23 protein-coding genes are annotated in these 25,212 nt (G+C 74.1%); 7 read left to right on the forward strand and 16 right to left on the reverse strand.

Annotated elements, in window-relative coordinates; genetic code table 11:
* Positions 1–130 precede the first annotated feature (130 nt).
* Entirely contained in the window at positions 131–946 is an 816-nt protein-coding gene (locus tag IQ279_RS09020) for an SAM-dependent methyltransferase (RefSeq protein ID WP_206347830.1), read from the forward strand.
* Positions 943–3,138, forward strand: coding sequence for a putative bifunctional diguanylate cyclase/phosphodiesterase (locus IQ279_RS09025; RefSeq protein WP_307792276.1), 2,196 nt, complete (start codon positions 943–945; stop codon positions 3,136–3,138). Before IQ279_RS09020 ends, IQ279_RS09025 begins: the two co-directional genes overlap by 4 nt.
* A gap of 72 nt (positions 3,139–3,210) precedes the next feature.
* Here IQ279_RS09025 and IQ279_RS09030 read toward each other — a convergent pair whose 3' ends face one another.
* Together IQ279_RS09030 and soxR are read right to left on the reverse strand one after the other, a co-directional pair.
* Positions 3,211–3,555, reverse strand: coding sequence for a DUF3140 domain-containing protein (locus IQ279_RS09030; protein ID WP_206347831.1), 345 nt, complete (start codon positions 3,553–3,555; stop codon positions 3,211–3,213).
* Between the two features lie 119 nt (positions 3,556–3,674).
* The gene (gene soxR / locus IQ279_RS09035; protein WP_206347832.1) at positions 3,675–4,136 is read right to left on the reverse strand and encodes a redox-sensitive transcriptional activator SoxR; all 462 of its coding nucleotides are present in this window, start codon (positions 4,134–4,136) and stop codon (positions 3,675–3,677) included.
* A gap of 54 nt (positions 4,137–4,190) precedes the next feature.
* On the opposite strand from soxR, the gene IQ279_RS09040 reads away from it, so the two are divergent.
* Positions 4,191–4,931, forward strand: a complete 741-nt coding sequence (locus IQ279_RS09040; protein ID WP_206347833.1) for a thiamine pyrophosphate-binding protein — start codon at positions 4,191–4,193, stop codon at positions 4,929–4,931.
* Between the two features lie 32 nt (positions 4,932–4,963).
* On the forward strand, positions 4,964–5,911 hold the full coding sequence (locus IQ279_RS09045) for a transketolase family protein (protein ID WP_206347834.1): 948 nt from the start codon (positions 4,964–4,966) through the stop codon (positions 5,909–5,911).
* A gap of 58 nt (positions 5,912–5,969) precedes the next feature.
* Here the strand turns inward: IQ279_RS09045 and IQ279_RS09050 are convergent, their stop codons facing one another.
* Together IQ279_RS09050 and IQ279_RS09055 are read right to left on the reverse strand one after the other, a co-directional pair.
* Entirely contained in the window at positions 5,970–6,890 is a 921-nt protein-coding gene (locus IQ279_RS09050) for an alpha/beta fold hydrolase (RefSeq protein ID WP_372445105.1), read from the reverse strand.
* A 232-nt stretch (positions 6,891–7,122) separates the two neighbouring features.
* Positions 7,123–7,764, reverse strand: a complete 642-nt coding sequence (locus IQ279_RS09055) for an alpha-ketoglutarate-dependent dioxygenase AlkB family protein (RefSeq protein WP_206347835.1) — start codon at positions 7,762–7,764, stop codon at positions 7,123–7,125.
* A gap of 213 nt (positions 7,765–7,977) precedes the next feature.
* Here IQ279_RS09055 and IQ279_RS09060 point away from each other — a divergent pair, with 213 nt between their 5' ends.
* Positions 7,978–8,772, forward strand: a complete 795-nt coding sequence (locus IQ279_RS09060; RefSeq protein WP_206347836.1) for a tyrosine-protein phosphatase — start codon at positions 7,978–7,980, stop codon at positions 8,770–8,772.
* Between the two features lie 69 nt (positions 8,773–8,841).
* On the opposite strand, the gene IQ279_RS09065 is transcribed toward IQ279_RS09060, so the two are convergent.
* The 5 genes from IQ279_RS09065 to IQ279_RS09085 form a co-directional block, all read right to left on the reverse strand.
* Positions 8,842–9,924: a polyprenyl synthetase family protein gene (locus tag IQ279_RS09065; protein ID WP_372445106.1), complete on the reverse strand. Its 1,083-nt coding sequence runs from the start codon at positions 9,922–9,924 to the stop codon at positions 8,842–8,844.
* Between the two features lie 28 nt (positions 9,925–9,952).
* Positions 9,953–11,380 (reverse strand): hydroxysqualene dehydroxylase HpnE, encoded by a 1,428-nt coding sequence (hpnE, locus tag IQ279_RS09070; protein WP_206347837.1) that lies wholly within the window; start codon positions 11,378–11,380, stop codon positions 9,953–9,955.
* Positions 11,377–12,348, reverse strand: coding sequence for a presqualene diphosphate synthase HpnD (gene hpnD / locus IQ279_RS09075; protein WP_206347838.1), 972 nt, complete (start codon positions 12,346–12,348; stop codon positions 11,377–11,379). The genes hpnE and hpnD overlap by 4 nt, the downstream gene beginning before the upstream one ends.
* A 5-nt stretch (positions 12,349–12,353) precedes the next feature.
* Positions 12,354–13,277: a squalene synthase HpnC gene (hpnC, locus tag IQ279_RS09080; protein WP_206347839.1), complete on the reverse strand. Its 924-nt coding sequence runs from the start codon at positions 13,275–13,277 to the stop codon at positions 12,354–12,356.
* A 267-nt stretch (positions 13,278–13,544) separates the two neighbouring features.
* Positions 13,545–14,216 (reverse strand): TetR/AcrR family transcriptional regulator, encoded by a 672-nt coding sequence (locus IQ279_RS09085; RefSeq protein ID WP_206347840.1) that lies wholly within the window; start codon positions 14,214–14,216, stop codon positions 13,545–13,547.
* A gap of 109 nt (positions 14,217–14,325) precedes the next feature.
* Between IQ279_RS09085 and IQ279_RS09090 the strand changes: the two genes are divergently transcribed.
* Complete coding sequence (locus IQ279_RS09090) at positions 14,326–16,542, forward strand: MMPL family transporter (RefSeq protein ID WP_206347841.1); 2,217 nt, start codon at positions 14,326–14,328, stop codon at positions 16,540–16,542.
* 91 nt (positions 16,543–16,633) lie between these two features.
* On the opposite strand, the gene IQ279_RS09095 is transcribed toward IQ279_RS09090, so the two are convergent.
* From IQ279_RS09095 to IQ279_RS09125, 7 genes are all read right to left on the reverse strand, one after another.
* The gene (locus IQ279_RS09095; protein WP_206347842.1) at positions 16,634–17,458 is read right to left on the reverse strand and encodes an ABC transporter ATP-binding protein; all 825 of its coding nucleotides are present in this window, start codon (positions 17,456–17,458) and stop codon (positions 16,634–16,636) included.
* Positions 17,445–18,383 (reverse strand): ABC transporter permease, encoded by a 939-nt coding sequence (locus IQ279_RS09100; protein ID WP_206347843.1) that lies wholly within the window; start codon positions 18,381–18,383, stop codon positions 17,445–17,447. Before IQ279_RS09100 ends, IQ279_RS09095 begins: the two co-directional genes overlap by 14 nt.
* A gap of 96 nt (positions 18,384–18,479) precedes the next feature.
* A complete protein-coding gene (locus IQ279_RS09105; RefSeq protein ID WP_206347930.1) occupies positions 18,480–19,352 on the reverse strand; it encodes a glycosyltransferase family 2 protein in 873 nt (290 codons plus the stop codon).
* A gap of 50 nt (positions 19,353–19,402) precedes the next feature.
* The gene (locus tag IQ279_RS09110) at positions 19,403–20,188 is read right to left on the reverse strand and encodes a CDP-alcohol phosphatidyltransferase family protein (RefSeq protein WP_206347844.1); all 786 of its coding nucleotides are present in this window, start codon (positions 20,186–20,188) and stop codon (positions 19,403–19,405) included.
* Complete coding sequence (locus IQ279_RS09115) at positions 20,166–21,227, reverse strand: iron-containing alcohol dehydrogenase family protein (protein ID WP_206347845.1); 1,062 nt, start codon at positions 21,225–21,227, stop codon at positions 20,166–20,168. Before IQ279_RS09115 ends, IQ279_RS09110 begins: the two co-directional genes overlap by 23 nt.
* The gene (locus IQ279_RS09120; RefSeq protein ID WP_206347846.1) at positions 21,215–21,964 is read right to left on the reverse strand and encodes a phosphocholine cytidylyltransferase family protein; all 750 of its coding nucleotides are present in this window, start codon (positions 21,962–21,964) and stop codon (positions 21,215–21,217) included. The genes IQ279_RS09115 and IQ279_RS09120 overlap by 13 nt, the downstream gene beginning before the upstream one ends.
* Positions 21,961–23,856, reverse strand: a complete 1,896-nt coding sequence (locus IQ279_RS09125) for a DUF5941 domain-containing protein (protein WP_206347847.1) — start codon at positions 23,854–23,856, stop codon at positions 21,961–21,963. Before IQ279_RS09125 ends, IQ279_RS09120 begins: the two co-directional genes overlap by 4 nt.
* A gap of 289 nt (positions 23,857–24,145) precedes the next feature.
* On the opposite strand from IQ279_RS09125, the gene galE reads away from it, so the two are divergent.
* A complete protein-coding gene (gene galE / locus IQ279_RS09130) occupies positions 24,146–25,153 on the forward strand; it encodes a UDP-glucose 4-epimerase GalE (RefSeq protein ID WP_206347848.1) in 1,008 nt (335 codons plus the stop codon).
* Positions 25,154–25,212 lie beyond the last annotated feature (59 nt).

The following is a 25,212-nucleotide window of genomic DNA, read 5'->3' on the forward strand; positions in this document are numbered from 1 at the left end:
AGGAACCGGGGCAAGCTATACGTAGCGGGCCGGTGCCGGAACGTCGGCGTTCCGGATCCGTGTACCTGTCAGCCTGGGATCAGTAGCCTCAGGAGTCCCTGTCATATTCACCGACCGGTTGGAGACTTTGATGGAGCGTCCCGCCTGGGCTCCGCAGGACATAGACCTGTCCGTGCCGAGCGTTTCCCGCATCTACGACTACTACCTGGGCGGGTCGCACAACTTCGAGGCCGACCGGGAGGCCGCCCGGCGGGCCATCGAGGTGTTCCCGGGGCTGCCGAAGATCATGCAGGCCAACCGCGCGTTCATGCGCCGGGCCGTCCGCTTCGCCGCGCGGCAGGGCGTCACCCAGTTCCTCGACATCGGCTCCGGCATCCCGACCTTCGGCAACGTCCACGAGGTCGCACAGGCCGCCGCACCCGGGGCGAGGGTGGTATACGTCGACAACGACCCCGTCGCCGTCGCCCACAGCCGGGCCGTGCTGGAGGGCCAGGAGGAGCGCACCGGCGTCGTCGCCGCCGACTTCCGCAAGCCCGAGGACGTCCTCGGCAGCCCCGAGGTGGGCCGGCTGCTCGACCTGGAGCGCCCGGTGGCGCTGCTGCTGGTGGCTCTGCTGCACTTCCTGGAGGACGACGACGACCCGTGGGGGAAGGTGGCCGGACTGCGCGACGCGCTCGCCCCCGGCAGCCTGCTGGTCCTCACCCACGCCTCGGTCGAGGGCGGCCCGCGCAGGCCCGAGCAGGGGGATCAGGTGGAGGGCGTCTACCGCAACATCGGCTCGCCCCTGATCATGCGCTCCCGCTCCGAGGTGGAACGCTTCTTCGACGGCTTCGAGATGGTCGAGCCCGGTCTGGTGTCCATGCCGAACTGGCGCCCGGACGGACCGGTGGACCAGGAGGACCCCGTGATCTTCACCGGCTTCGGCGGAGTGGGACGCAAGGCGTGAGCCCCACTCCACAGGGGCCCGCCGCCTCCGGACGCCCCCTCGCACCGGAGGCCTCCGGCGACCCTCACGACGGATACCGCCGCTTCGCCCGGATCTGGAGCCGCGCGGTCTACCCCGCCACGGCCACCTCCATGACCCGCACCGAGTTCGAGGACTACCTCCTGCCCCTGACGCGGACCCTCGGCGAGGCTCTGCACGCCCGCCCCTTCGACCCCTCCCCGGGACGCGAGGTGGGGGCGGCGCTCGTCGGGGCGCACTGCACCTCGCCCGAGGCGCTGCCGCAGGTGCTCGGCGTGGTGGACGCCTATCTGCTGCTGTACTGCAGCGACCCGGCGGTACTGCCGACCGAGGACGGGCGGGCCCGCTGCGCCCGCCTGCAGCACGCCGTCTCCGCCGGGTTCGCCCGCGCGCTGCAGGAGCGCACCCGCTCCGAGCAGGAGGCGCTGGCCCGGTCCGCGCTCTCGGCGCGGGAGAGCGCAGAGAAGGCCCTCCACGAGAGCGAGACCCGCTTCCGGGCGGTCTTCGAGGGCGCCACGGTCGGCATCGGGATCGCCGACATGGACGGGACGATCCTCGACGTCAACAGTGCGCTGGCGAAGATGTTCGGCGGCTCGGAGCAGCATGTGCGCAGCCGCCGCGTCTCCGACTGGGTCCACCCCGACGACGCACCGGGAGTCTGGCGGGTCCACGACGAGCTGGTGCGCGGCGAGCGCGACCACTACCGCGTGGAGAAACCGTACACGCGCAGCGACGGCACCGTGCTATGGACCAATCTGACCGTCTCGCTGCTGCGCGGACCCGACGGCGAGCCGCGCTACATGCTGGCACTGATGGAGGACATCACCGAGCGGCGCCTGCTGAACCTGCGGCTGCGCTACGAGGCCACCCACGACGCGCTGACCGACCTGCCCAACCGCACCCTGTTCTTCGAGCGGCTGGAGCACGTCCTCTCCCCCGGCTCCGGCACCGCCCGGATCGGCCTGTGCTATCTGGACCTGGACGGCTTCAAGACGGTCAACGACAGCCTGGGCCACTCGGTCGGCGACCAGCTGTTGGTGAACGTGGCCGAGCGGCTGCAGAGCTGTGTGGCCTCCCCGCGCCACATGGTCGCGCGGATCGGCGGCGACGAGTTCGTGGCCCTGGTCAACGATCCCGCCTCGCGCTCGGAGGTGACGGACCTGGCCCGGCGGGCGCTGGACGCGCTGTCCAGCCCGATCCCGCTGGCCGGCCGGGAGCTGCCGGTGCGCGCCAGCATCGGCGTCGTCGAGGGTCCGGTCGGGGAGCTGACTCCGGCGGAGGTGCTGCGCAGTGCCGACATCACCATGTACCGGGCCAAGGCCAGGGGCGGCAACCGCTACGAGCTGGCCGACCCCGACCGCGACGCCCGCACCATCAGCCGCCACATGCTGACCACCCATCTGCCCGCGGCCCTGGAAGGCGAGGAGTTCTTCATCGAGTACCAGCCGCTGGTGCGGATGGAGGACGGCAGAGTGGAGGGCGCCGAGGCCCTGGTGCGCTGGGCGCACCCGCTCCACGGGGTGCTGGGCCCGGACCGCTTCATCCCGCTGGCCGAGCACACCGGGCTGATCGTGCCGCTGGGCCGCTGGGTGCTGGAGCAGGCGGTGCGGCAGGCGTGCGAGTGGCAGGTGCGCGGCATCGGCGGCACCCGGCCGCTGCGGGTGAACGTCAACCTCTCGCCGCGGCAGCTGCATCATCCGGAGCTGGTCTCCGAGACCGTGGCGGTGCTGGAGGAGGCCGGGCTGGACCCGGCCTCGCTCTGCCTGGAGGTCACCGAGAGCGCCCTGATCCGCGCCGACGACGCGGAGCTGAAGCCTTTACGCCGGCTCGCCGACCTGGGGGTTCGGATCGCCCTGGACGACTTCGGCACCGGCTACTCGAACCTGGCCAGTCTGCGCAGGCTGCCCGCGACCACACTGAAGCTGGACCGCTCCTTCACCCGGGGCCTCCAGCAGGACCCGGCCGACCCGGTCGACCTCAAGGTCGTCGAGGGCATCGTCTCGCTGGCGCACGCCCTGGAGCTGGCCGTGACCGTCGAGGGCGTGGAGACCGCGGCCCAGGCCGACCAGCTGCGGAAGCTGGGCTGCGACTCCGCCCAGGGCTGGTACTACGCCCGGCCCGGCCCGCCCGAGCGCCTGTCCTCGCGGGCGCTGCCGCTGGCCGCCGGGCAGTGACGTGCGGACGCGGGGTGACGTGGGGTGGCGTGCGGGCCGGACACACGGCACGGCGCCCGGTCCGCGCCGCGGTCAGGACGCCCTGACGGGGTCGTGACCCAGCGACATCATCCGGTGGCGCCAGTCCGAGTCCCGTACCGCCTCGGCGACGCGCACCCGCTCGCGTTCGGCGCCTACGGTGTCGACGACCTCGCGCATCACCGCGACGTCGCCGTCGGTGAGGTCCGTGCGGCGCTTGCGCAGGATCGCCAGCACCTGCCGCCCCCGCTCGGAGCCCGCCTGCTCGGGCAGTTCCTCGGTCCGCTCCCCGGCGGCGCTCGTCCTGAGCCATGCCTCCAGTTCGTTCGACGTCATGTTCACCACGGCGTGGAACTCGTCCCACAGAGCGTCCAGTTCCAGCTCGGAGATGTCGGCCATCGTCAACCTCCCGGGTCTCTCGCGCCGCGCGAGTGCCCGCGCACCGGCGCGCGGAAACCCGGGCCGGTGCGTGAGGGACCCGCGCGGCGGACGCGGCACTCGCGCACCGTCCGCGCCCCTCAGCCCCCCGGCGGCGCGTCCCCCTCAAGGTAGCGGGCACCGGGCCCCTCCGAGCCCGCGACGTCCTCCGGGTTGTACAGGCCGCACTTGCGCAGGCTGAGGCAGCCGCAGCCGATGCACCCGGTCAGCCGCTCCTTCAGCCGCTCCAGTTCGCCGATCCGCGCGTCGATCCGCCGCTGCCAGGTGCGGGCCACGGCGTTCCACTCGGTGGCGCTGGGCGCCCGGTCCACGGGCAGCCGGTCCAGCGCGGCACGGGCCTCCTCCAGGGACAGGCCGACGCGCTGGGCGGCCCGCACGAAGGCGACCCGCCGCAGGGCGGTGCGCGGATAGCGCCGCTGGTTGCCCGTGGTCCGCTCGGAGCGGATCAGACCCATCTCCTCGTAGTAGCGCAGGGCGGAGGGCGCGAGCCCGGAGCGGGCGGCCAGCTCCCCGATGGCGAGGCGTCCGTCTCGGTCGGTCATGTCGGCGAGCATACCGCTTGACCTCAAGTCGCCTTGAGGTTGCAGCCTCTTGGCATGACGATCGCGACACCACCGCACGCCTCCGGCCCCGCGCCCGGTTCCGAACCGCCGCCGAGCTCCGGATTCGACTCCCTTCCGGCGCTGATGTCCCTGATGACCGGCGACGAGAAGCACGACGCCGCCGCCACCTCCACCCTGGACGCCCTGTGGGTGCTGTACGACCGGGTGCTGCGCGTCCGCCCCGACCGCCCCGGCGACCCGGGCCGGGACCGCTTCCTGCTGTCCAAGGGGCACGGCCCGATGGCGTACTACGCCGTGCTCGCCGCCCGGGGCTTCCTCCCGGCCGACTGGCTGCCGGGCTTCGGCTCCTACGACTCGCCGCTGGGGCACCACCCGGACCGCACGCTGGTCCCCGGTGCGGAGATCGGCAGCGGCTCGCTCGGCCACGGGCTGCCGCTGGCCGTGGGGACCGCCCTCGGGCTGCGCGCCCGGAAACTGACCGGGCCTCGGGTGTGGGTGCTGGTCGGGGACGCCGAGCTGGACGAGGGCAGCAACCACGAGGCCATCGACTTCGCGGGCGCCGCGGGGCTCGACCGACTGCACACCCTGGTGATCGACAACTCCTCCGCCTCCCACCCCCTGCCCGACGGCATCGCCTCCCGCTTCACCGCCGCGGGCTGGTCCGCACTGACCGTCGACGGCCGCGACCACGAGGCGCTGTACGCGGCGTACACCCGCCCCCACCCCGGACGCCCGCACGCCGTGGTCGCCCGTGTCGAACCCAAGCACGCCTGACCGGCCCGGAAAGCACGAGGAGAGAACCGGACATGGACACCATGCGCAAACGCTTCGCCTCCGTCGTCTCCGGCCTGCTGGACGAGGATCCGCGTCTGGCGGTCGTCCTCGCCGAGATCGGCACGGACGGCTTCCGCCGCGCCGCCGAACGCCACCCGGACCGGGTGGTCAACGTCGGCATCCGCGAGCAGCTGCTGGTCGGGGCGGGCGGCGGACTGGCCCTCGCCGGGATGCGCCCGGTGCTGCACACCTTCGCCTCCTTCCTGGTGGAGCGGCCCTTCGAGCAGCTGAAGCTGGACTTCGGCCACCAGGGGACGGGCGGGGTGCTGGTGAGCGCCGGAGGGTCCTACGACTGGCCGGCCGGCGGGTTCACCCACATGGCGCCCGGCGACGTGGCGCTGCTGGACACCCTGGACGGCTGGACCGTCCACGTCCCCGGCCATCCGGACGAGGCCGAGACGCTGCTGCGCCGCGCCTGCGCGGGAGGCCCGGGCGGCGCGGACGGGAGCGGGGAGGGGGGCGACCGGGTGTACGTCCGGCTGTCGGCGCAGACCAACGCCCACCCCCGGCCGGTCACCGGCGAGGGGTTCCTCACCGTACGGCGCGGCGGTCCCGGGGCGCCGGTGGTCGTCGCGGTCGGCCCGCTGCTCGACGCCGTCCTCGCCGCCGTACGGGATCTGGACGCGACGGTCCTGTACGCCACCACCGTCCGCCCCTTCGACGCGGCCGCGCTGCGGGCGGCCACCGCCGGCCCGGGAGCCCCCGAGGTCGTCCTGGTCGAGCCGTACCTGGCCGGCACCTCCACGGCCGCCGCCGCCGAGGCCCTGGCCGACATCCCGCACCGGATCCTCGGGCTGGGGACGGCGCGGGCCGAGCTGCGCCGCTACGGCACGGCCGCCGAGCACCTGGCGGCCCACGGCCTGGACCCGCACTCGCTGCGGGAGCGGATCACCGCCTTCACCGCCCGCGCCGCGGTCTGACGGCACGGCGCGGAGGGCGCGGCGCGGAGGACCGCCGCGTCCCGCCCTCCGCGCCACCTCACACCCGGTCGTCGAGCCAGGCCAGCAGGTCCGCCTGGACCTCGTCGCGGTTGGTCTCGTTGAGGATCTCGTGCCGGGCTCCCCCGTAGGCCCGCCAGGTCAGGTCGCGCAGCCCCAGATAGCGGAAGTCCTCCAGGAGTTCGTACACCAGCGTCATGCCCTGGTGGCAGGGGTCCTGGTCACCGACGGCGATGTGCACCGGCAGGTCGCGCGGCACGCGGTCGAGCTGCCGCGGATCGTTGGTCTTGCGCACCCCCAGCACCCAGTCCAGCGCCAGGCCGGCGCTGAAGGGAAAGCCGCACCGCTCGTCGGCGACGTAGACGTCGACCTCCGCCTCGTCGCGGGAGAGCCACTCGAATCCGGTGCGGTGCTCGTAGGGGTCGTTGAAGGAGCCGAAGAGGGCGGGCACGAAGTCCGAGGGCGCGGCGCGGCCGCCGCGGTCGACCTCCTCCCGCAGCCGTTCCACCGCCCCCTGCGGCTCCGCGCCGGGCAGCGACCGGAAGGTGCCCGACAGGATGAGCCCGGCCAGCTCGCCGCCGTACTCCTGGGCGAAGTCGCGGGCGAGCTGGGAGCCCATGCTGTGCCCGAGCAGGACGTGGGGCACACCGGGCAGCTCCGCGCGCAGCCGGTCGCCGACCGCCCTGAGGTCCTCCACCACGGCCCGCCAGCCGCTCTCCCCCACCACGCCGTATCCGCCGGTGTGTTCGGCGGTGGCCCCGTGGCCGCGGTGGTCGGAGGCGGCGACCGCGTAGCCGTGCCCGGCCAGGAAGCGGGCGAACCGGTCGTAGCGCAGGGCGTGTTCGGCCGCACCGTGCGCTATGCGCATCAGGGCGCGGGGCGTTCCCTCCGCCGGGAACCAAGTGTAGGTGGCGACGGGCAGTCCGTCCTGGGCCCGGGTGGTGTCCGCTCGCAGGGTCACGTGCTCTCGCTCCTCGGTGTCGGCGGGTCGGCGGGTCGGCGGGTCGGCAAGGACTCTTCCCCGCCGCGGCTCCGGCCGAACGGGACCTCTGCGCCCTCCGCGCACCCGGATCCGGCACGCCCGGCCGCCCGGCGGATCCGCTCCACCGGTTCACCGGCCGTCGGCGGGCGAGAGCACCGTCGCTCCGCGGGAAAGGGCGGCACGATCGCGACCGCCGCCCGCCAGGGGCGGGTCACCGCGCCCGGACCGTAACGTTGACCCGCCCCCGCAGTCCGGTTCCGGGCGGCGCGGTGCCCGGGCGGACGCGCGGGACGCCGTGGTAGGCGTACCTGGAGGGACCGCCGAACACGAAGGCGTCGCTGCTGCGCAGCTCGACGTCGGTCCACGGACGGCCGCGGCCGTCCGGATTCCCGAACCGGAAGACGCAGGTGTCGCCGAGGCTGAACGAGACCACGGGGGCGCGGGACCGCTCGTCGCTGTCACGGTGCATCCCCATACGGGCCCTCCCCTCGTAGAGGTTCACGAGCGCGATGTCGTACGGGACCGTGCACGGCCCCTGCCCGTACGCCTCCTCCACCGCCCGCCGCGCCCACCGCCCCAGCCGGGCCGGGAAGGGCTTGACCGGCGCGCCGTCGCCGTCCGCCGCGGTGCGGGCGTAGCCGTACGGGTACCAGTGCAGGCCCAGGCAGACCTGGCGCACCGACATCTCCCCGCCGCCGGGCATGCGCACGGTGCGCAGCCCGGCGGGTGGGCGGGCCCAGGCGCGGCAGGCGTCCAGCAGCTCGCGCTGCGCGGCCTCCCCCAGGTGGCCGGGCAGGTGCACCGCGCCCGGCGCCACCTCGGCCGCCGGAAGCCGGAACAGTCCGTCGTCCACACCCCTCACCTCGTCTCCCGGCACCGGGCCGACACCGGTCCCGGCACCACTGCCGCACCGGATCCCCACGCTTGCGGCCCGTCTCCGTACGGGCCCGGCCCGCCCGCGCCCCCATGCCGTAGGGTCTCAGTGGCCGGTGCGGGACTGCGCGGCGGGCCGCGCGCCGACGCCGCCGTCCCGACCGCCGGAGCGAGGCCGGAACAAGGAGTGCCCATGACATCCGAGACCGTGGAACCCGCGCTGACGGGGGTGCGCAACTTCCGCGAGGTCGGCGGTCTGCCGACCGCCGACGGCAGACGGGTGCGCCAGGGCGTGCTCTACCGCAGCGGGCACCTGGCACACGCCACCGAGGAGGACACCGCCTTCCTGTCCCGGCTCGGTCTGCACACGGTCTTCGACTTCCGCAACTCCGCCGACCAGGCCCTGGAGGGCCCGGACGTGGCACTGCCGGGCGTGCGGAACGTGAACATCCCGCTGTCGGACCCGGCCGAGGGCGCCGAGTTCTGGACGATGGTGCGCGAGGGCGACCTGGCCCTGCTGCGGTCCCTGCTGGGCGACGGGCAGGCCGAGGCCCGGATGGTGGCCTCCTACCGGCTGATGGTCGGGCAGCGCACCGCCGAGCACGGCCGGCTGCTGCGGGAGCTGGCCGAGGAGAGCGTGCCCGCCCTGATGCACTGCGCGGCGGGCAAGGACCGGGCCGGGCTGTCGGTCGCGGTGACGCTGCTGGCCCTGGACGTGGAGCAGGACGCGATCGAGGCGGACTACCTGGAGTCCAACGCCCCGCACCACCGCTACCGGATCCACCGCTCCCCCGACGCGGGCGGCGGGATGTCGCCCGAGGTCAGGGAGCTGCTGGCGCCCCTCTTCGAGGTTCGCCCCGCCTATCTGCACGCGGCGTTCGACGCCATCAACGACGCCTGGGGCGGGGTGGAGTCCTACCTCTCCGAGGGGCTCGGCCTCACCCCCGGTCTGCGCGAGCGGCTGCGCGGCCGCCTGCTGGAGCTCTGACCGCCGCGGCCCCTGCCGTCCCGGCCCCGGCTGCCCGCCGGCGGCTCCCGGCCGCCTGCGCCGGCGGGATCAGCCCTCGCGGACGACGACGAAGTCCGCGAGGGCGGCGAACCGCTCGCGCACCCGGTCCGGCATGTCCACGCCGTCCAGGGCGGCGAGGGCGGTGGCGTGCCGCCGGCGGGCCTCCTGGGAGGTCCACTCGCGGCCGCCGGCCTCCTCGATCAGCGCGGCGCGGGTCGCGAACTCCTCCTCGCTGAAGTCCTCGAACTCCCGCTGGCTCTTGGTGGCGTCCGCGGCCAGCAGCTCCCCGAGCCGCTCGGCGGCCGGCCCGCCACCGGCCAGGGCGGCGACCACGGGCAGGGACTTCTTGCGCTGCCGCAGGTCGCTCCAGGGCAGCTTGCCGGTCGCCGCCGGGTCTCCCCAGATGCCCAGCAGGTCGTCGACGGCCTGGAAGGCCAGGCCCAGGTGGTGGCCGTACGCCTCCAGCGCGTCGGCGGTGGCCTCGTCCGCCCCGCCGAGGACCGCTCCGATGGAGCTGGCGCAGGCCAGCAGCGCGCCGGTCTTGTTGCCCTCCATCTCCAGGCACTCGGCGACGGTGACCTTCTCCCGGTGCTCGTAGGAGATGTCCTGCGCCTGCCCGTCGATGAGCTTGCGGGTGGCCAGGGTCAGGCGGTGGGTGGCGTGCGCGGCCTCGGCGGTGCCCAGTTCCAGCAGCACCTCGCCCGCCAGCGCGAACAGGGCGTCGCCGACGAGGATGGCCTGCGCCGGGCCGTGCACCTTCCACACCGTGTCGCGGTGGCGGCGCTGCTCGTCGCCGTCCATCAGGTCGTCGTGGAGCAGGGAGAAGTTGTGGACCAGTTCCACGGCCACCGCCCCGGGGACGCCGGCGGCGGGCTCGGCGCCCACGGCCTCGGCCGACAGCAGGGCCAGCGCCGGGCGCACCGCCTTGCCGCCGTCGCCGCGGGCCGGGTTGCCCTGTGCGTCGGTCCAGCCGAAGTGGTAGGCGGCGACGGAGTCCATGGGCGGCGCGAGCCGTGCCACGGCGGCGCGCAGCATCGGCGTGGCGAGCGTGCGGCCGCGTTCCAGCAGCTCGATGACGCTCGCGGTGTCGACGGCTGTGTCCGTCAGGGTCCTCGGGGTCGCCGGGGTCACGGGGTCTCCTCTGCGTTCGGTGTCGTGCTCACGCCGCCTCCTGGAAGACGTCGTCGTGCGGGCGGCCGAGGGCGGCCAGCGCTTCCCGGGCGGCGGTCAGCCCGCTGCGCACGGCGCCCTCCATCGTCGCGGGCCATCCGGTGGCGGTCCACGCCCCGGCCAGCCACAGCCCCGGCGCACCGGTGCGGGCGACGGGGCGCAGGCGTCCGACACCGGGCACGGGGGCGAAGGTGGCGGCGCGCTCGCGGGTGACGAAGAAGTCGCGCACCTTCGCGCCGCGTGCGGCGGGCATCAAACGGGCCAGTTCGGGCAGGTAGCGCTCGCGCAGGGCGGCGACCGGCAGGTCGATCTCGTCCTGCGCGGCGGACTGGGACACCGCGATGTACTGGCTCGCCGCTCCTCCGGGCCGCTCCCGCAGCCCGGAGGCCGCGGTGCGGTCGAAGACCCACTGCACGGGGGTGCCGAGCGCGGCGAGGAAGGGGTGGTGGAGCACCTTGCGGTCGTAGACCACGTGGACGTTGAGGATCGGCGCGTCGCCGATGCGCAGCAGCCGCTCCGGCTCCTCCAGGGCGCCCCCGGGCAGCAGTCGGTGGGCCTCGCGCTGGGGCACGGCCAGGACGACCGTGCCGGCCCGCAGCGTCTCGCCGGTCCGGCGCGCGCCGGTGTCCACCGCGACCCGCCAGGTGCCCTCCGGCTCCCGGGTCAACTCCCGCGCCCGGCCCTGCCGGACCACGCGTACGCCCGCCTTCTCCAGCACGGCTGCGGCGAGCGTGTCGTGCAGGTGCCCCAGCGGGACGCGGGACCAGCCGATGTCGGCCGCGCCGGGGCCGCTGAGCAGGCCGGTGCCGATGACCATCGCGGCCAGCCCGAGCGAGACGTCCGGTGCGCGGGCGTTGAGGGTGGCGACGCCGATCAGGTCCCACAGCACCCGTACCGCGCGGGGGGACTGGCCGTGGCGGCGCAGCCAGTTCCCGAAGTCCTGGCCGTCCAGGGCGGGGTCGGACGGGTCGATCCTGCCCAGGCGGCCGAGCGCCAGGGCCGCCCGCCCCACGCGCAGCCGCTCGGCCGGGGAGAGGTGGGGGTAGCGCGCCAGGGAGGCGCCCAGGTGCAGCGGCACGGGCAGTGCCGCACGCCGCAGCCGGCCCGTCCTGCCGCGCGCGGCGTCGTGGACGGGGATGTCCAGGCGGGGCTGGAGGGGGGCGAGGTCGCTCGCGCCGATGCGCTCCAGAAGCCAGCGGTAGGCGGTGCAGCAGCGCAGGTGGACGTGGTGGCCGTTGTCGACGGTCAGCTCGCCGGCCGCGCCGGAACGGCGGAAGGAGAAGGCGAGCCCGCCCAGCCGGGGCCGGCTCTCCACCAGGGTGGTGGCCACCCCGGCGTCGGCCAGGCGCAGTGCGGCGGCGGTGCCCGCCAGCCCCCCGCCGACGACGACGGCGCGCGGATCGGGTGCGCCGGTCACGTCGCGCTCTCCCGGGGGGCCGTGCGGGCGGCCAGCCGGGTGTCGAGCCCGGACAGGCCGCGCAGGGCGACGTAGGCCTTCTCGCGCGCCGGCAGGGAGACCCTGCCGCGCAGCACCGCGTACGGGTCGCGGGCGATACGGGCCAGCAGGCGGTGGTAGATCCCCGCCATGGCCGCCACACAGGCGGCCGAGCGGCGGTCCAGCAGCGGCAGCAGCCGCAGCCCCTCGGCGAACAGCGCGCGGGCCCGGTCCACCTCGAAGCGCACCAGACCGGCGAAGTCCGCGCCGGCGTGCGGCGCGTGGCGGTTCAGCGAGGTGTCGCAGCCGAAGGCGGCCAGGTCCTCGCGGGGCAGGTAGGTGCGGCCCTCCGCGGCGTCCTCGCGCACGTCGCGCAGGATGTTGGTCAGCTGCAGGGCGAGGCCGAGGGTGTCGGCGTAGTGGGGGGCGCGGTCGGCGCCCGGGGCGCCGGGCACGGTGCCGAAGACCCCCAGGGAGAGCCGTCCGATGGCACCGGCCACGCAGCGGCAGTACTCCTTCAGCTCGTCCCAGGTCTCGTAGGCGCGGCCGCGGACGTCCATCAGGACGCCGTCGATCAGCTCGTCGAGCCCGCCCAGCGGGATCGGGAAGCGCTCCGCGGCGTCGGCCAGGGCGACGACGACCGGGTCGGTGGCGTCGTCGGGGACCTTTCCGGCGCGGACGAGGTCGAGCAGGGCGCGGGTCTCCTCCAGCCGGGCCCGCTTGGCCTCCGTCTCCAGCGGGCCGTCGCCGATGTCGTCCACGCGCCGGGAGAAGGCGTACAGGGCGGACATCGCCCGGCGCCGGTCGGTGGGCAGCAGCCGGATGCCGTAGGCGAAGTTGCGGGCCTGCTCTGCGGTGACGGCCTCGCAGTAGCGGTAGGCGGCGAAGACCTGCGGGGAGGGCGGCGCCTGCCGCGCGGCCCGCTCCGCGTTCGCGCTCCGCCTCGCCACCGGGCTCACCTCGCCGCTCCCAGGACGGCAGCGGTCTCGCGCAGCACACCGGCCTTCCCCGGGCGCGGGGCGCCGCCCAGGACGTCGTACCGGGCGGAGCGCAGGGCGCGCAGGGCCGCCCGCCCGCCGCCGGTGAATCCGGCGATGAGGATCTTCGGTATGCCGGGGACACTGGCCACCAGCGGGACTCCTTCGTTCAGCAGTTCGTGCGCGCGCCGCGCCTCCCAGGCGATCAGGGCGCGCACCGAGGCGTTCGCGGTGGGCGCGGCGAGGTCGGCCTCGGTGACGCGGAAGCGCTCCAGGTCCTCGGCGGGGAGGTAGATCCGGTCGCGCAGGGCGAGGTCCTCGGCGACGTCCTGGAGGTGCTCGGTGATCTGCAGCGCGGTGCAGACGGCGTCGGAGCGGCGGACGCGCTCGGGGGTCGTGGTGCCGGTGACGGCCAGGACGAGCCGGCCGACGGGGTTGGCGGACAGCTCGCAGTAGCCCAGCAGCTCCTCCCAGGTGCCGTACCGGCGGACCTTCTGGTCCAGCCGGTTGGCCTCGACCAGGGCGAGGAACGGCTCGGGGGTCAGCGCGTGGCGGCGCACCGTCGGCACCAGGGCGTACAGCAGGGGATGGCGGGGGACCTCCCGGCCCCCGGCGCCCATGTCCCGGGCGGTGCGGAAGACCCGGTGCAGCTCGGCCTCGAAGGCGTCGAGCAGTACGCCGCGGTCGCCGGTCCGGTCGGGGTCCACTCCCAGCAGCGCGGCGTCGGCGCCGCCGGGCGGCAGGTCGCCGTCGCCGATGTCGTCCAGGAGGCGGACGCAGCCGTACACGGCCATCAGGTCGTCCCGCCAGGCGCGGGGCAGGAAGCGGGGGGCCACGGGGAAGTTCTCGCGCGCCGCCTTGTCCAGAAGGGCGTGGCCGCGCGCGTCCCGCGCGGGGGTCACCGGGGGCCGCCCGCTGTCATCGTCGTCACCTCTCCGTCTCCCCGACCGACAGCACCCGGGCGTCGACGCCCCTGGCCGTCCCTGCCTGGCCGCCGGTCACCACTCGCGATGTGGAACATCATATTTCGGGCAGGACCCGGATCCGGCCCGGTACTCGGCCGACCGGGTGCCGGGTGGCCCCGTACGCCGTCCGACGGGACCGGATCAGCTTACGTCGTACACCAGGGCATTCTTCGCCGCGGGTCCGCGGGGGCGGGGCACGGGCCGTCACTCCGACGCGGTGAAACCCCGGATGACCGTGTCCAGGGCTCCGGCGGCGAGGGTGTCCCGCTGCTCCGGCGAGAGCCGGCCCAGTGGGCCGTCCAGCAGCAGGACCGCCAGTCCGTGCACCGCCGCCCAGGCTGTGATCTCGGTGCCGGAACGCCGCTCGGCGGGCATCCGGCCGGTGGTGACGAGCCCGTCCAGGGCCTCGGCCAGCAACCGGAAGGAGCGGTACATCCAGCGGGCCGAGTCCTCCTGCGGGCCGGGGTCGCCGCTCCCGTCCGCCGCCTCGGGCGGGCGGCAGAAGGCCGCACGGAACAGGCCGGGTTCGGCCAGCGCGAACTCGATGTAGCCCGCGCCGAGCGCCTTGAGCCGCTCCTCGGCGGCCTCCCCCGCGTCTCGCGCCCCGTCCCCTTCCGCGCCATCGCCGGCGGCCGACCGCTCCATCGTCTCCGCGAGCCCACGCTGGCCCTGCTCCTTGACCGCCATCAGCAGGTCGCCCTGACCGGTGAAGTGGCGGTAGGCGGCCGTCGGCGAGACCCCGACGCTGCGGGCGGCGGCGCGCAGCACGACGGCTTCCGGCCCGCCGTCGCGTGCGAGGTCCGTCGCCGCCTCGATGAGCGCGTTGCGCAGATCTCCGTGGTGGTAGCCGCTCTTTCCGGTGCCTTCTGTCCGCATCATTCGATACTGCCCGATGTTGACGTCATTAACATCTCTCTGCCAGAGTCGAAGTTAACGTCGTAAACATAATACGGCGCGCGTCCGCAAGTGAGCGAGAGGGAAGACCATGCTGTCGTGGATCGCCGATCTGGTACTGCGCCGCCCCCGAACGGTGCTGGTGGCCACACTCGTCTCCGTGCTGGCCATGGCGGCCGTCGGCATCGGCGCCTTCGGCAAGCTCCAGAGCGGAGGTTTCGACGACCCCGACGCACCTTCCAGCCGCGCCACCGCCCTGATCGACGAGAAATTCGGCGGCGAGAGCAATCTCGTCCTGCTGGTAAGGGCGGAGGACGGCGGCCGGCTGGACTCCCCCGCCGCCGAGCGGGCGGGCCGGGAGATCACCGACGGGCTGAAGGACGAGCCGGGCGTGTCCGGTGTGATCTCCTACTGGGACACCGGCGGCTCCGCGCTCACGTCGCGCGACGGCGACCAGGCGCTGATCCTCGCCCACATCGAGGGCGACGACACCGAGCGCACCGACCTCGCCGGCGAACTCTCCGAGGAGTGGTCCGGCGACCGGGGCGCCGTCACCGTACGCACCGGCGGCCAGGCGGCCGTCGCCAGCGACATCACCTCCCAGATCTCCAAGGACCTCGCCATCGCCGAGGCGATCGCCGTCCCCATCACCCTGATCCTGCTGGTGATGGCCTTCGGCAGCGTCGTGGCCGCGCTGCTGCCGCTGGCCATCGGACTGATCGCGGTCATGGGCACTTTCGCCGAGCTCTACGTGCTCGGCAGCATCACCGACGTCTCGATCTTCTCGGTCAACCTCACCACCGCCCTCGGCCTGGGCCTGGGCATCGACTACGGCCTGCTGCTGGTCAGCCGCTTCCGCGAGCGGCTGACCGAGGGCGACGACGTACCGGACGCGCTGCGCACCACCGTGGCCACCGCGGGCCGCACCATCGCCTTCTCCGCCGCCACCGTCGTCGCCGCGCTCGCCGCGCTGCTGCTCTTCCCGCCCTTCTTCCTGCGCACCTTCGCCTACGCCGGGATCGGCGTCGTCGCGATCGCCGCGGCCGGCGCGCTGGTGGTCGTCCCCGCCCTGCTGGCGGTGCTGGGCCACCGCGTCAACAGCGGCCGGCTGCCCTGGGCGGACTCCGTACGCCGCCCCGACGCGCCGGTGTGGGGCCGCCTGGCCTCGGTGGTGATGCGCCGGCCGGCACTCACCGCGCTGCCGGTCCTGGCCGTGCTGCTGCTCGCCGCGAGCCCGCTGCTGGGCGCGTCCTTCGGCAACCCCGACGAGCGGGTGCTGCCCGGCGACGCGCCCAGCCGCCAGGTGGCCACCGCCATCGACGAGGACTTCGGCCGCGACAACACCTCCGCCGTCCAGATCGTCACCACCGGCCCGGTGGACACCGCCGGGCTGGACGCCTACGCCACCGCCCTCTCCCGCCTCGACGGCGTCACCGGCGTCCAGGCCTCCTCCGGCACCTACCAGGACGGCGAGGCCGCCCCGCCCGGCCCGCTCGGCGCCGCGCTCGGCCGGGACGACGCCCAGCGGCTGACCGTCGCCATCGAGCCGGAGTCCGGGTCCGGCGCGGCCGAGGACCTGGTGCACGACATCCGCGCGGTGCCGGCCCCCGGCGGGGTGGAGGCCCTGGTCGGCGGTCCGGACGCCCGGCTGGTGGACACCAAGGCAACCATCGGCGACCGGCTGCCCGTCGCGATCGCATGGGTGGCGCTGACCACCTTCGCCCTGCTGTTCCTGTTCACCGGCAGCGTCGTGCAGCCGCTGCGCGCGCTGGTGCTCAACACCATCAGCCTCACCGCCGCGATCGGCGCGATGGTGTGGATCTTCCAGGAGGGCAACCTGTCCTCGGTGCTGGGCTTCACCCCGATGCCGATGAACACCTCGATGACCGTGCTGCTGTTCTGCATCGTCTTCGGGCTGTCCATGGACTACGAGGTCTTCGTCACCAGCCGGATCAAGGAACTGCACGACGCGGGCGAGGACACCGAGACCGCCGTCACCCGCGGGCTGTCGCGCACCGGGCGGATCGTCACCATGGCCGCCGGTCTGCTGGCGGTGAGCCTGTTCGCCTTCACCACCAGCGAGATCAGCTTCATCCAGATGTTCGGCCTCGGCAGCGGGCTGGCCATCCTGATCGACGCCGTCGCGGTGCGCGGTGTACTCGTCCCGGCCGCGATGCGGCTGCTGGGCCGCGGCGCCTGGTACGCGCCGAAGGCTCTGCGCCGGCTGCACGGCCGGGTGGGCCTGTCCGAGACCGCCGCTCCCCCGAAGACCCCCGCCGAGCCGCCGCGCGAACCGGCCGGGATCTGATCCGTCTCCCGGCGGACCGCCCGGGCGTGGACCGGCCCCGCTCCCCGACGGGGAGCGGGGCCGGTCCACGCCCGGGCGGCGGCACGAGCGGTTACTTGCGGGTGAACTCCTCGTAGGCCTTCATGACCTCCTCGGTCGGGCCGTCCATGCGCAGCTCGCCGCTCTCCAGCCACAGCACCCGGTCGCAGGTGTCCCGGATGGACTTGTTGTTGTGGCTGACCAGGAAGACCGTCCCGGCCTCCTTGCGCAGCTCGCGGATGCGGGCCTCCGAGCGCTTCTGGAACTTCTTGTCGCCCGTCGCCAGCGCCTCGTCGATCATCAGCACGTCGTGGTCCTTGGCGGCGGCGATGGAGAACCGCAGCCGGGCCGCCATGCCGGAGGAGTAGGTCCGCATCGGCAGGCTGATGAAGTCGCCCTTGTCGTTGATGCCGGAGAAGTCGACGATGCCCTGGTAGCGCTCCTGGATCTGGGCCTTGGACATGCCCATCGCCAGCCCGCCCAGTATGACGTTGCGCTCACCGGTCAGGTCGTTCATCAGCGCGGCGTTGACGCCCAGCAGGGAGGGCTGGCCGTCGGTGTAGACCTTGCCGCGCTCGGCCGGCAGCAGGCCCGCGATGGCGCGCAGCAGCGTGGACTTGCCCGAGCCGTTGGAGCCGATCAGGCCGATGGCCTCGCCCCGGTAGGCGGTGAAGCTGACGCCCTTGACCGCGTGCACCTCGCGCATGCCCGCCGGGGCCTTGCGGCGCAGGATGCGGCTGAGGGCCGCCGTGGCGCTGCCCCTGCCCCGGCCCCCGCCGTTGACGCGGTAGACGATGTGCAGGCCGTCGGCGATGACGGTCGGCCGGCGATCGGCGGAGACGGCCTCCGCGCCCTTGTCCGCCGACGCGGCGGCTGCGCTCTTCTCAGCCACGGCCATAACGCTCCTCCGCCTTCCAGAAGTACACGAACCCTCCGATGCCGACGACCACGGCCCAGCCCGCGGCCAGCAGCCACACGCGCCCGTCCAGGCTCTGGTGGTGCGGGCCGTCGATCAGCGCCCAGCGCATCAGCTCCATGTAGACCGCCGCCGGGTTGGCCTCCAGCACTCCGGCCAGCCAGCCCGGGGCGTTCGCCTTCTCCAGCATGTAGGACAGCGGGAACATCACGCCGGAGGCGTACATCCAGGTGCGCAGCACGAACGGCATCAGCTGCGCCAGGTCGGGGGTCTTGCTGCCCAGCCGGGCCATGACCATCGCCAGGCCGGTGTTGAAGAGGAACTGCAGCAGCAGGACCGGTACCACCAGCAGCCACAGCGGACCGGGGTAGTGCCCGAGGCCCACCAGGATGACGACCAGGACGATCATCGAGAACAGCAGCTGCTGGAGCTGCTGCAGGGAGAAGGAGATCGGCAGCGCGGCCCTCGGGAAGTGGAGGGCCCGCACCAGCCCCAGGTTCCCCGAGATGGACCGCACGCCCGACATCACCGAGGTCTGGGTGAAGGTGAAGACGAACACCCCCGTCACCAGGAAGGGGATGTACTCCTCGTTCTCCATGCCGCCGCGCCCCTTGAGCAGCAGCCCGAAGATGAAGTAGTAGACGGCCGCGTTGAGCAGGGGGGTCAGTACCTGCCACACCTGGCCGAGCTTGGCCTGGCTGTACTGGGCGTGCAGTTTCGCCCGGGAGAAGGCGAGGATGAAGTGCCTCCGCGCCCACAGCTGCCGGACGTACTCCGTCAGGGAGGGCCGGGCGCCGCTCACCGTCAGCCCGTACCTGGCGGCGAGTTCGGCCGGGGACAGGCCGTCGTCTGGTGAACGCGGCGGCTCGCCCGTCGCGATCGCACCACCGTGCGTTGTCTCGCTCACGTTGAAACTTTCGTCCTCACAGTGCGCAGCCGGGATGGAATGAGCGCAGCGGCCCCGGCCGATGTCACCGGGCCCGATGCTCTCAGACAGAGCTTGTCAGATGACAGGAGGGCGGCCCAGCCGGGTCAGACGCCACACCGTACGCCACTTCATGGGACGGCGGGGACCGCACGGGGTCGTCCAGCCCTCCCGGAAACCGCCCAGCCAGGCGCGCAGCGCGGGGCGCGAGGGGCGCCGGGCGAGGGTCAGCAGCAGCCATACGCCCAGGTAGAGGGGGACCAGCGGCAGCGGCAGGTTGCGCCGGGCCAGCCACACGCGGTTGCGGGCGACCATCCGGTGGTAGACCGCGTGGCGGCTGGGGAGGGTGGTGGGGTGGTGGAGCACCATGTCCGCGCGGTAGTCGATCATCCACCCCGCGTCCAGCGCCCGCCAGGCCAGGTCGGTCTCCTCGTGCGCGTAGAAGAACTCGTCCGGCAGCCCGCCGACCTCCTGGAAGACGGCCGTCCGCGCGGCGTTGGCGCCGCCGAGGAAGGTGGTCACGCGCGAGGATCGCATCGGGTCCGAGGCACGCAGCCGCGGTACGTGGCGGCGCTGGGTGGCCCCGGTGTCCGGGTCGGCGATGCGGAAGCTGATGATGCCCAGCTCCGGATCGGCGGCGAACGCCTGCCGGACCAGCTCGGCGGTGTCGGTGTTCGGCAGCAGCCCGTCGTCGTCGAGGAAGAGCAGGGCGTCCACCTCGCTCCCGCCGGGCCCGAACGCCTCGATGCCGACGTTGCGTCCGCCGGGGATGCCCAGGTTCTCCGGCAGCTCCACCGTCCGCACCCCCGGCGGGAGCTCCGGCAGCGGGGCGCCGTTGCCGACGACCACGACCTGGACCGGATCGCCGTCCTGCTTGGCGACCGAGTCCAGCAGAGCGCGCAGCTCCTCGGGGCGGTTACCCATGGTCAGGACGACCGCGCCCAGCGTCAGGGGCCTGCCGGAGGAGGACCGTGCGCCCTCTGTCATGTCGTTCACCGCCCTCACCGCAGCCGGCTCGACGCCAGGATGGACACCAGGTGCAGCAGTGTCTGCAGGACCGCGACGGCCGCCAGGACGGCGACGCCCAGCCGGGTGAAGAACAGGCCGCCGTGCACCGCGTCGGCGACCGCCACCGCCAGGATCACCAGGGACGCCTCGACGCCGCCGACCAGCCGGTGGAACTTCAGTGCGGCGGCCGCCCGGCGGGCCAGCGCCAGCCCCGTGGAGCGGGGCACGGCCGCCTCGTCCTTCACCGCGGGCAGGCCGCTGCGGGAGCGGGCCACGTCCACCAGGTCGGTCTCGGCCTTGATCAGGATCGCGCCCAGCGCGGCCACCGTCCCCAGGAAGGCCCACAGCCAGTTCGCGGAGGCCCCCTCGGTGCGGAAGACGTCCGCGGCCCGCACCCCGAAGCCGACCAGCAGCGCCGCCTCGGCCAGGTAGTGGCCCACCCGGTCGAGGTAGACGCCGGTGATGGAGGTCTGCTTCCGCCAGCGGGCGACCTCGCCGTCCACGCAGTCCAGCAGCAGGTAGAACTGGATCAGCAGGGCGGCCAGGACGGCCCCGGCCGGGCCCGGCGCCAGCAGCACGGCGCCGGCCGCCACACCGGCGACCACCATCAGGTAGGTGAGCTGGTTGGGCGTTATCCGGGTGTTCACCAGGTGCCGGGTCCAGCGCAGCGAGATCTCCCGCATGTACAGGCGCCCGGCCCAGTGCTCACCGCTGCGCCGGTCCTTCACCCCGGCGGGGTGGACGACCGGGCGGAGTTCAGCTACTGACGGCTTTGACATAGTCGGCGTACGCGTCCCTGATCTGGTCGGTGGACAGGTCCAGGTGCTCGATGATCGTGTAGCGCCCGGGCCGGGTCTGCGGCGCGTACTCCACCGCGCGCACGAACTCGTCCTCGTCGAAGCCGATCTCGCCGGGCAGCACGGGCAGGCCGTGGCGGCGCAGCACGTCGACGATCAGCGCCGTCTGCTCCTCCGCTCCGCGCAGGTGCATCGCGAAGGCGGCGCCGAGCCCGCACTGCTCGCCGTGGGCGGCGGCGCGCTTTGGGTAGAGCAGGTCGAAGGCGTGGTTGATCTCGTGGCAGGCGCCGGAGGCGGGGCGGCTGTCGCCGGCGACCGACATGGAGATGCCGGTGAGCACCAGCCCCTCGGCCAGCACGGTGAGGAACTCGTCGTCGCCGCAGCCGCCCGGGTGGCGCAGCACCGCCTCGCCGGCCTGGCGGGCCATGGCGGCGGCCAGGCCGTCGATCGACTCGCCGGTGACCTTGTGGGAGAGCTCCCAGTCGGCCACGGCGGAGATGTTGGAGATCACGTCGCCGACGCCCGAGCGCACGAAGCGGATCGGGGCCTCGCGGATGACGTCGAGGTCGATCACGATCGCGATCGGGTTCGGCACGCCGTACGAGCCGCGGCCGGCGTCGTTGTCGAGCGTGGCCACCGGGGAGCACAGGCCGTCGTGGCTGAGGTTGGTGGCGACGGCGACCAGCGGCAGGCCGATGCGCGCGGCGGCGAACTTGGCGCAGTCGATGATCTTGCCGCCGCCCATCCCGACGACCGCGTCGTAGTGGCCGGACTTCATCGCGTCGGCCAGCTTGATCGCGTTGTCCAGCGTCCCGCCGCCGACCTCGTACCAGTCGGCGCCCGGCAGGGCGGGCGCGAACCGCTCGCGCAGGGCCGCGCCCGAGCCGCCGCTGATGGCGATGGCGAGCTTGCCGGAGGCCGAGATGCGCTGGTCGACCAGGAGGGTCGCCAGGTCGTCCAGCGCACCGGGCCTGATGTCGACGACGACCGGCGAGGGGATGAGCCGGGTCAGTACTGGCACGCGATCTCCCGCGCCTTGTTCAGGTCGTCGTGGTTGTCGATCTCGACCCACTTCACGTCGCCGATGGCGGCGGTGTCGATGGTGAGGCCGCGGTCGGCCATCTCCTGGTAGCCGTCCTCGTAGTACAGCTGCGGGTCGCGCTCGAAGGTGGTCTTCAGCGCGTCGGCCAGGTCGGCGGCGGCGTCGCCCTCGATGAGGGTCACGCCGATGTACTCGCCGGTGGCGCCGGCCGGGTCCATCAGCTTGGTGATGCGGCGCACGCCCCTGCCGGGCTCGGTGACGACCTTCATCTCCTCGTCGGCCAGCTTCTTGACCGTGTCGAGGGCGAGGATGATCCGCCGGTCCCCGCCGCGGGCGTCGAGCAGCGTCTGCTCGACGGAGACGGGGTGGACGGTGTCGCCGTTGGCCAGGATCACGCCCTCCTTGATGACGTCCCGGGCGCACCACAGGGAGTAGGCGTTGTTCCACTCCTCGGCCTTGTCGTTGTCCACCAGGTGGAGCTTGACGCCGTACTTCTTCTCCAGGGCGGCCCTGCGCTCGTAGACGGCCTCCTTGCGGTAGCCCACGACCACGGCGGCGTCGGTGAGGCCGACCTCGCGGAAGTTGCCGAGGGTGAGGTCCAGCACGGTGGTGGTGCCCTCGCCCGCCGGGTCCACCGGCACCAGGGCCTTGGGAAGGGTGTCGGTGTAGGGGCGCAGACGCCGTCCGGCGCCGGCGGCCAGCACGAGGCCGATCATGCGGGTTCTCCTGTTTCGTCGTGTACGGCGGGTGCGTGTGAGGACACCCAGAAACGGACGCTCTCGGTGAGCACCGTGAGCGCCAGGGCCCCGGCCAGGGCCGTGAGCGCGATCGTGAAGCCCTGTCCGGCGGCCCAGAGGGCGGCGGCGGCCGTGACCGCCACAGCGCGTCCCTCGTGCCCGCCGATCGCCCGCACCAGCCGGTGCGGCGGGGCGCCGGTGCCGCCGCGGATGCGGTACACCGTGTCGTAGTGATGGTAGGCGACCGCCGCGACCAGCCCGAACGCGGCGGGCAGCGCCCCGTCCGCGTCCGACCGGGCGGCCAGCGCCAGGACCGTGGTGTACTCCGCCGCACGGAAGAAGGGCGGCACCAGCCAGTCCAGCGCGCCCGTCAGCGGGCGGGCGACGGCCAGCCCGGACAGGACGGCGTAGCCGAGCGCGGCGGCCGGCAGCCAGGGCCCGGCCGGGGCCCACAGCGCGGCGGCCACCAGACCGGCCGAGCCGAGCAGGGCCAGGGCCGGGGCGGCGAACGCGGACGGCCGCGCCCCCCGCGCCCGGGACGCGGCGGCCCGGGCCACGCCCTCGGCCAGTGGTCCGGAGTCGGCCAGCTCGGTCAGGGCCCGGGCTGCGCGGTCGGTGCGCACGCCCCTGCGGGTCAGGGAGCGCAGCACCCGCCCGGCGGTGGTGTAGCAGGCGGCGAACGCGCAGCCGATCAGCAGCACGGTGAAGGTGGTGCGGGGGGTGGTGAGGGCGGTGAGGACGGCGATCAGCGCCCAGCGTTCGCCGATCGGCAGCACGATCATGCGGCGGGCCCACACCGTCCAGCCGACCCGGTCGAGCTTCCCCGACAGGGCGGCGGCGGGGTTGGCGCTCCCGGCGGCGGGCTCCCCCTCGCGCTCCCGCCCGCCGTCCTCCCTGTAGTGGTCGGCCTCGTTGAAGGAGAAGTCCACCACGTGGCGGCAGGTCTGGAGCACCATCGCGCCCAGCGCCAGGGCCCACACGTCGTCGCCGCCGCGGGCCGCGCCGAGGGCCAGGCCCGCGTAGTAGGCGTACTCCTTGGCCCGGTCGAAGGTGGCGTCCAGCCAGGCTCCGAGCGTGGAGTACTTCAGCGCGTAGCGGGCGAGCTGGCCGTCGGCGCAGTCCAGCACGAACGAGGCGATCAGCAGCACCCCGGCCGCGACGAAGCCGCCGCGGGTGCCGGTGGCCGCGCAGGCGGCGGCGACCAGCGCGGTGAGCAGCGAGGCGGTGGTCACCTGGTTGGGGGTGAGTCCGCGCCGGGCGCACCAGCGGGCGAGGTGACGGGAGTAGGGGCTGACGAGGAAGGTGGTGAAGAAGCCGTCGCGGGACTTCACCGCCGAGCGCAGCCGCACCCGCTCCTCGTCGACGGCCGCCACGGCCCGCTCCGCCTCGGCGCGCTCCGCGCCGTCGGCGGGTACGGCGGCGACGAGGACGCCCAGCTCGGGACGGTGCACGGCCGGAGCCCGGTCGTCCGCCTCCATGGCGGCGGCCGCCCGGCCGGGCAGTCCGGCCGGCTCGGGGGCGGCGGTGCGTGCCGCGCCTCCCGCCACGGGCGGCGCCACGGGTGCGGCGGCCGCGGAGGCGGCGGACACGGCGCGGACCAGGGCGGCGCGCGCGGTGGGCTGGACGGACAGTGCGCCGGGGATCGCGGCGGCGGGGAAGCGCGGGTCGGTCAGGGCCAGCCGCAGGCTGTGCGTGTGCCCGACGAAGCGGGGGTCGACGAGGGCGACGCGCTCACCGGCCGGGACGGCCGCCAGCGCCGCCTCCACCCCGGCGGCGTCCTCCGCCACCTGCACGTCGAAACCCAGCGACCGCAGACCGCCCTCCAGGGGCGCCCCCGCGACCGGCGGACCGGTGAGAATGGCGGTCGACAAGAACGAACTCACTCCTTGGAAGCCGTACCGTCCGCGGCGCGGTCCGTAAGCGAGCGGCATCCGGGCAGCGGTCACAGTGCGCCATCACCCGTTCGGGGCAGGCAGCACGTGGCCAGAGGTTATCGGATAGGTGGAAGCGTCCGTTCACCCCGCATTCGCCGGGCGGAAGCGCCCCGCCGTCACGAAAGGTGACAGAACACCACGGACCGCGTCCCAGGATCCTCGATCCCGGCGACTCGCACAAGGAGCGTGTCAGCGACGGCCCGCGACCGGTGGTTAGGCTGCGGCCATGACGTGGCTGGTGACCGGAGGGATCGGATACGTCGGCGCCCATGTGGCGCGGGCGATGGCGGAGGCCGGTGAGAGGGTCGTCGTGCTCGACGACGTCTCCAGTGGCCTGCCCGAGCGGCTGCCGCCCGGCGTGCCCCTGGTGCGCGGCTCGGTCGCCGACCGGGCGCTGCTCGACCGCACGATCGCCGCGCACCAGGTCGCCGGCGTGGTGCATCTGGCGGCGAAGAAGCAGGTGGGCGAGTCGGTGGAGCATCCGCTGACGTACTACCGGGAGAACCTGTACGGGCTCACGGTGCTGCTGGAGGCCGTGGTCGCCGCCGGGGTGCGGCGCTTCGTGTTCTCCTCCTCCGCCGCCGTCTACGGCATGCCGGACGTGGACCCGGTCACCGAGGACACACCTTGCGTCCCGATGAGCCCCTACGGCGAGACGAAGCTGGCGGGCGAGTGGCTGGTGCGAGCCGCGGGGCGGGCCCACGGGCTGTCCACCGCCTGCCTGCGCTACTTCAACGTGGCGGGGGCCGCGCGGCCGGAGCTGTCCGATGTCGGCGTGTCCAACGTCATCCCGATGTTCTTCGACGCCCTCACCCGCGGCGAGGCCCCGCGGATCTTCGGCGACGACTACCCCACCCCCGACGGCACCTGCGTGCGCGACTACATCCACGTCGCCGATCTGGCCGAGGCCCACCTGGCCGCCGCCCGCCGGCTGGCCGGGCTCCCGGCAGGCGGGGACCTGACGGTGAACGTGGGCACCGGCGAGGGCGTGTCGGTGCGGGAGCTGGCCGACCTCGTCGCCGGGATCACCGGTGTCCGCGAGCCCGCCCCGGTGGTCGTCCCGCGCCGCCCGGGGGACCCGGCGCGGGTGGTGGCCTCGGCCGGGCGGATCGGCGTGGAGCTGGGCTGGGCACCCCGGTACGGGGTACGCGAGATGGTGGCCTCGGCCTGGGAGGGCTGGCGCCTGCGCGGCGCCGGCGGTCTCCGCCGGGAGGCGGCCGCGCTCCCCGAGTGATCCGGGCCGGTACCCCGAACGAGCGGGCACCGTCCGCCAGGTGAATGGAAAGCGCAGGT

Origin of the sequence: Streptomyces verrucosisporus, from assembly GCF_017114865.1 — a bacterium.
GTDB classification, from domain to species: domain Bacteria; phylum Actinomycetota; class Actinomycetes; order Streptomycetales; family Streptomycetaceae; genus Streptomyces; species Streptomyces fenghuangensis.

Excerpts from the sequence above, each read along its gene's own strand:
- IQ279_RS09020 (WP_206347830.1), top strand. The coding sequence starts at position 131 with ATGGAGCGTCCCGCCTGGGCTCCGCAGGACATAGACCTGTCCGTGCCG.
- IQ279_RS09030 (WP_206347831.1), bottom strand. The coding sequence starts at position 3,555 with ATGGCCGACATCTCCGAGCTGGAACTGGACGCTCTGTGGGACGAGTTC.
- soxR (WP_206347832.1), bottom strand. The coding sequence starts at position 4,136 with ATGACCGACCGAGACGGACGCCTCGCCATCGGGGAGCTGGCCGCCCGC.
- IQ279_RS09040 (WP_206347833.1), top strand. The coding sequence starts at position 4,191 with ATGACGATCGCGACACCACCGCACGCCTCCGGCCCCGCGCCCGGTTCC.
- IQ279_RS09045 (WP_206347834.1), top strand. The coding sequence starts at position 4,964 with ATGGACACCATGCGCAAACGCTTCGCCTCCGTCGTCTCCGGCCTGCTG.
- IQ279_RS09060 (WP_206347836.1), top strand. The coding sequence starts at position 7,978 with ATGACATCCGAGACCGTGGAACCCGCGCTGACGGGGGTGCGCAACTTC.
- IQ279_RS09085 (WP_206347840.1), bottom strand. The coding sequence starts at position 14,216 with ATGCGGACAGAAGGCACCGGAAAGAGCGGCTACCACCACGGAGATCTG.
- IQ279_RS09090 (WP_206347841.1), top strand. The coding sequence starts at position 14,326 with ATGCTGTCGTGGATCGCCGATCTGGTACTGCGCCGCCCCCGAACGGTG.
- IQ279_RS09095 (WP_206347842.1), bottom strand. The coding sequence starts at position 17,458 with ATGGCCGTGGCTGAGAAGAGCGCAGCCGCCGCGTCGGCGGACAAGGGC.
- IQ279_RS09110 (WP_206347844.1), bottom strand. The coding sequence starts at position 20,188 with ATGTCAAAGCCGTCAGTAGCTGAACTCCGCCCGGTCGTCCACCCCGCC.
- IQ279_RS09120 (WP_206347846.1), bottom strand. The coding sequence starts at position 21,964 with ATGATCGGCCTCGTGCTGGCCGCCGGCGCCGGACGGCGTCTGCGCCCC.
- galE (WP_206347848.1), top strand. The coding sequence starts at position 24,146 with ATGACGTGGCTGGTGACCGGAGGGATCGGATACGTCGGCGCCCATGTG.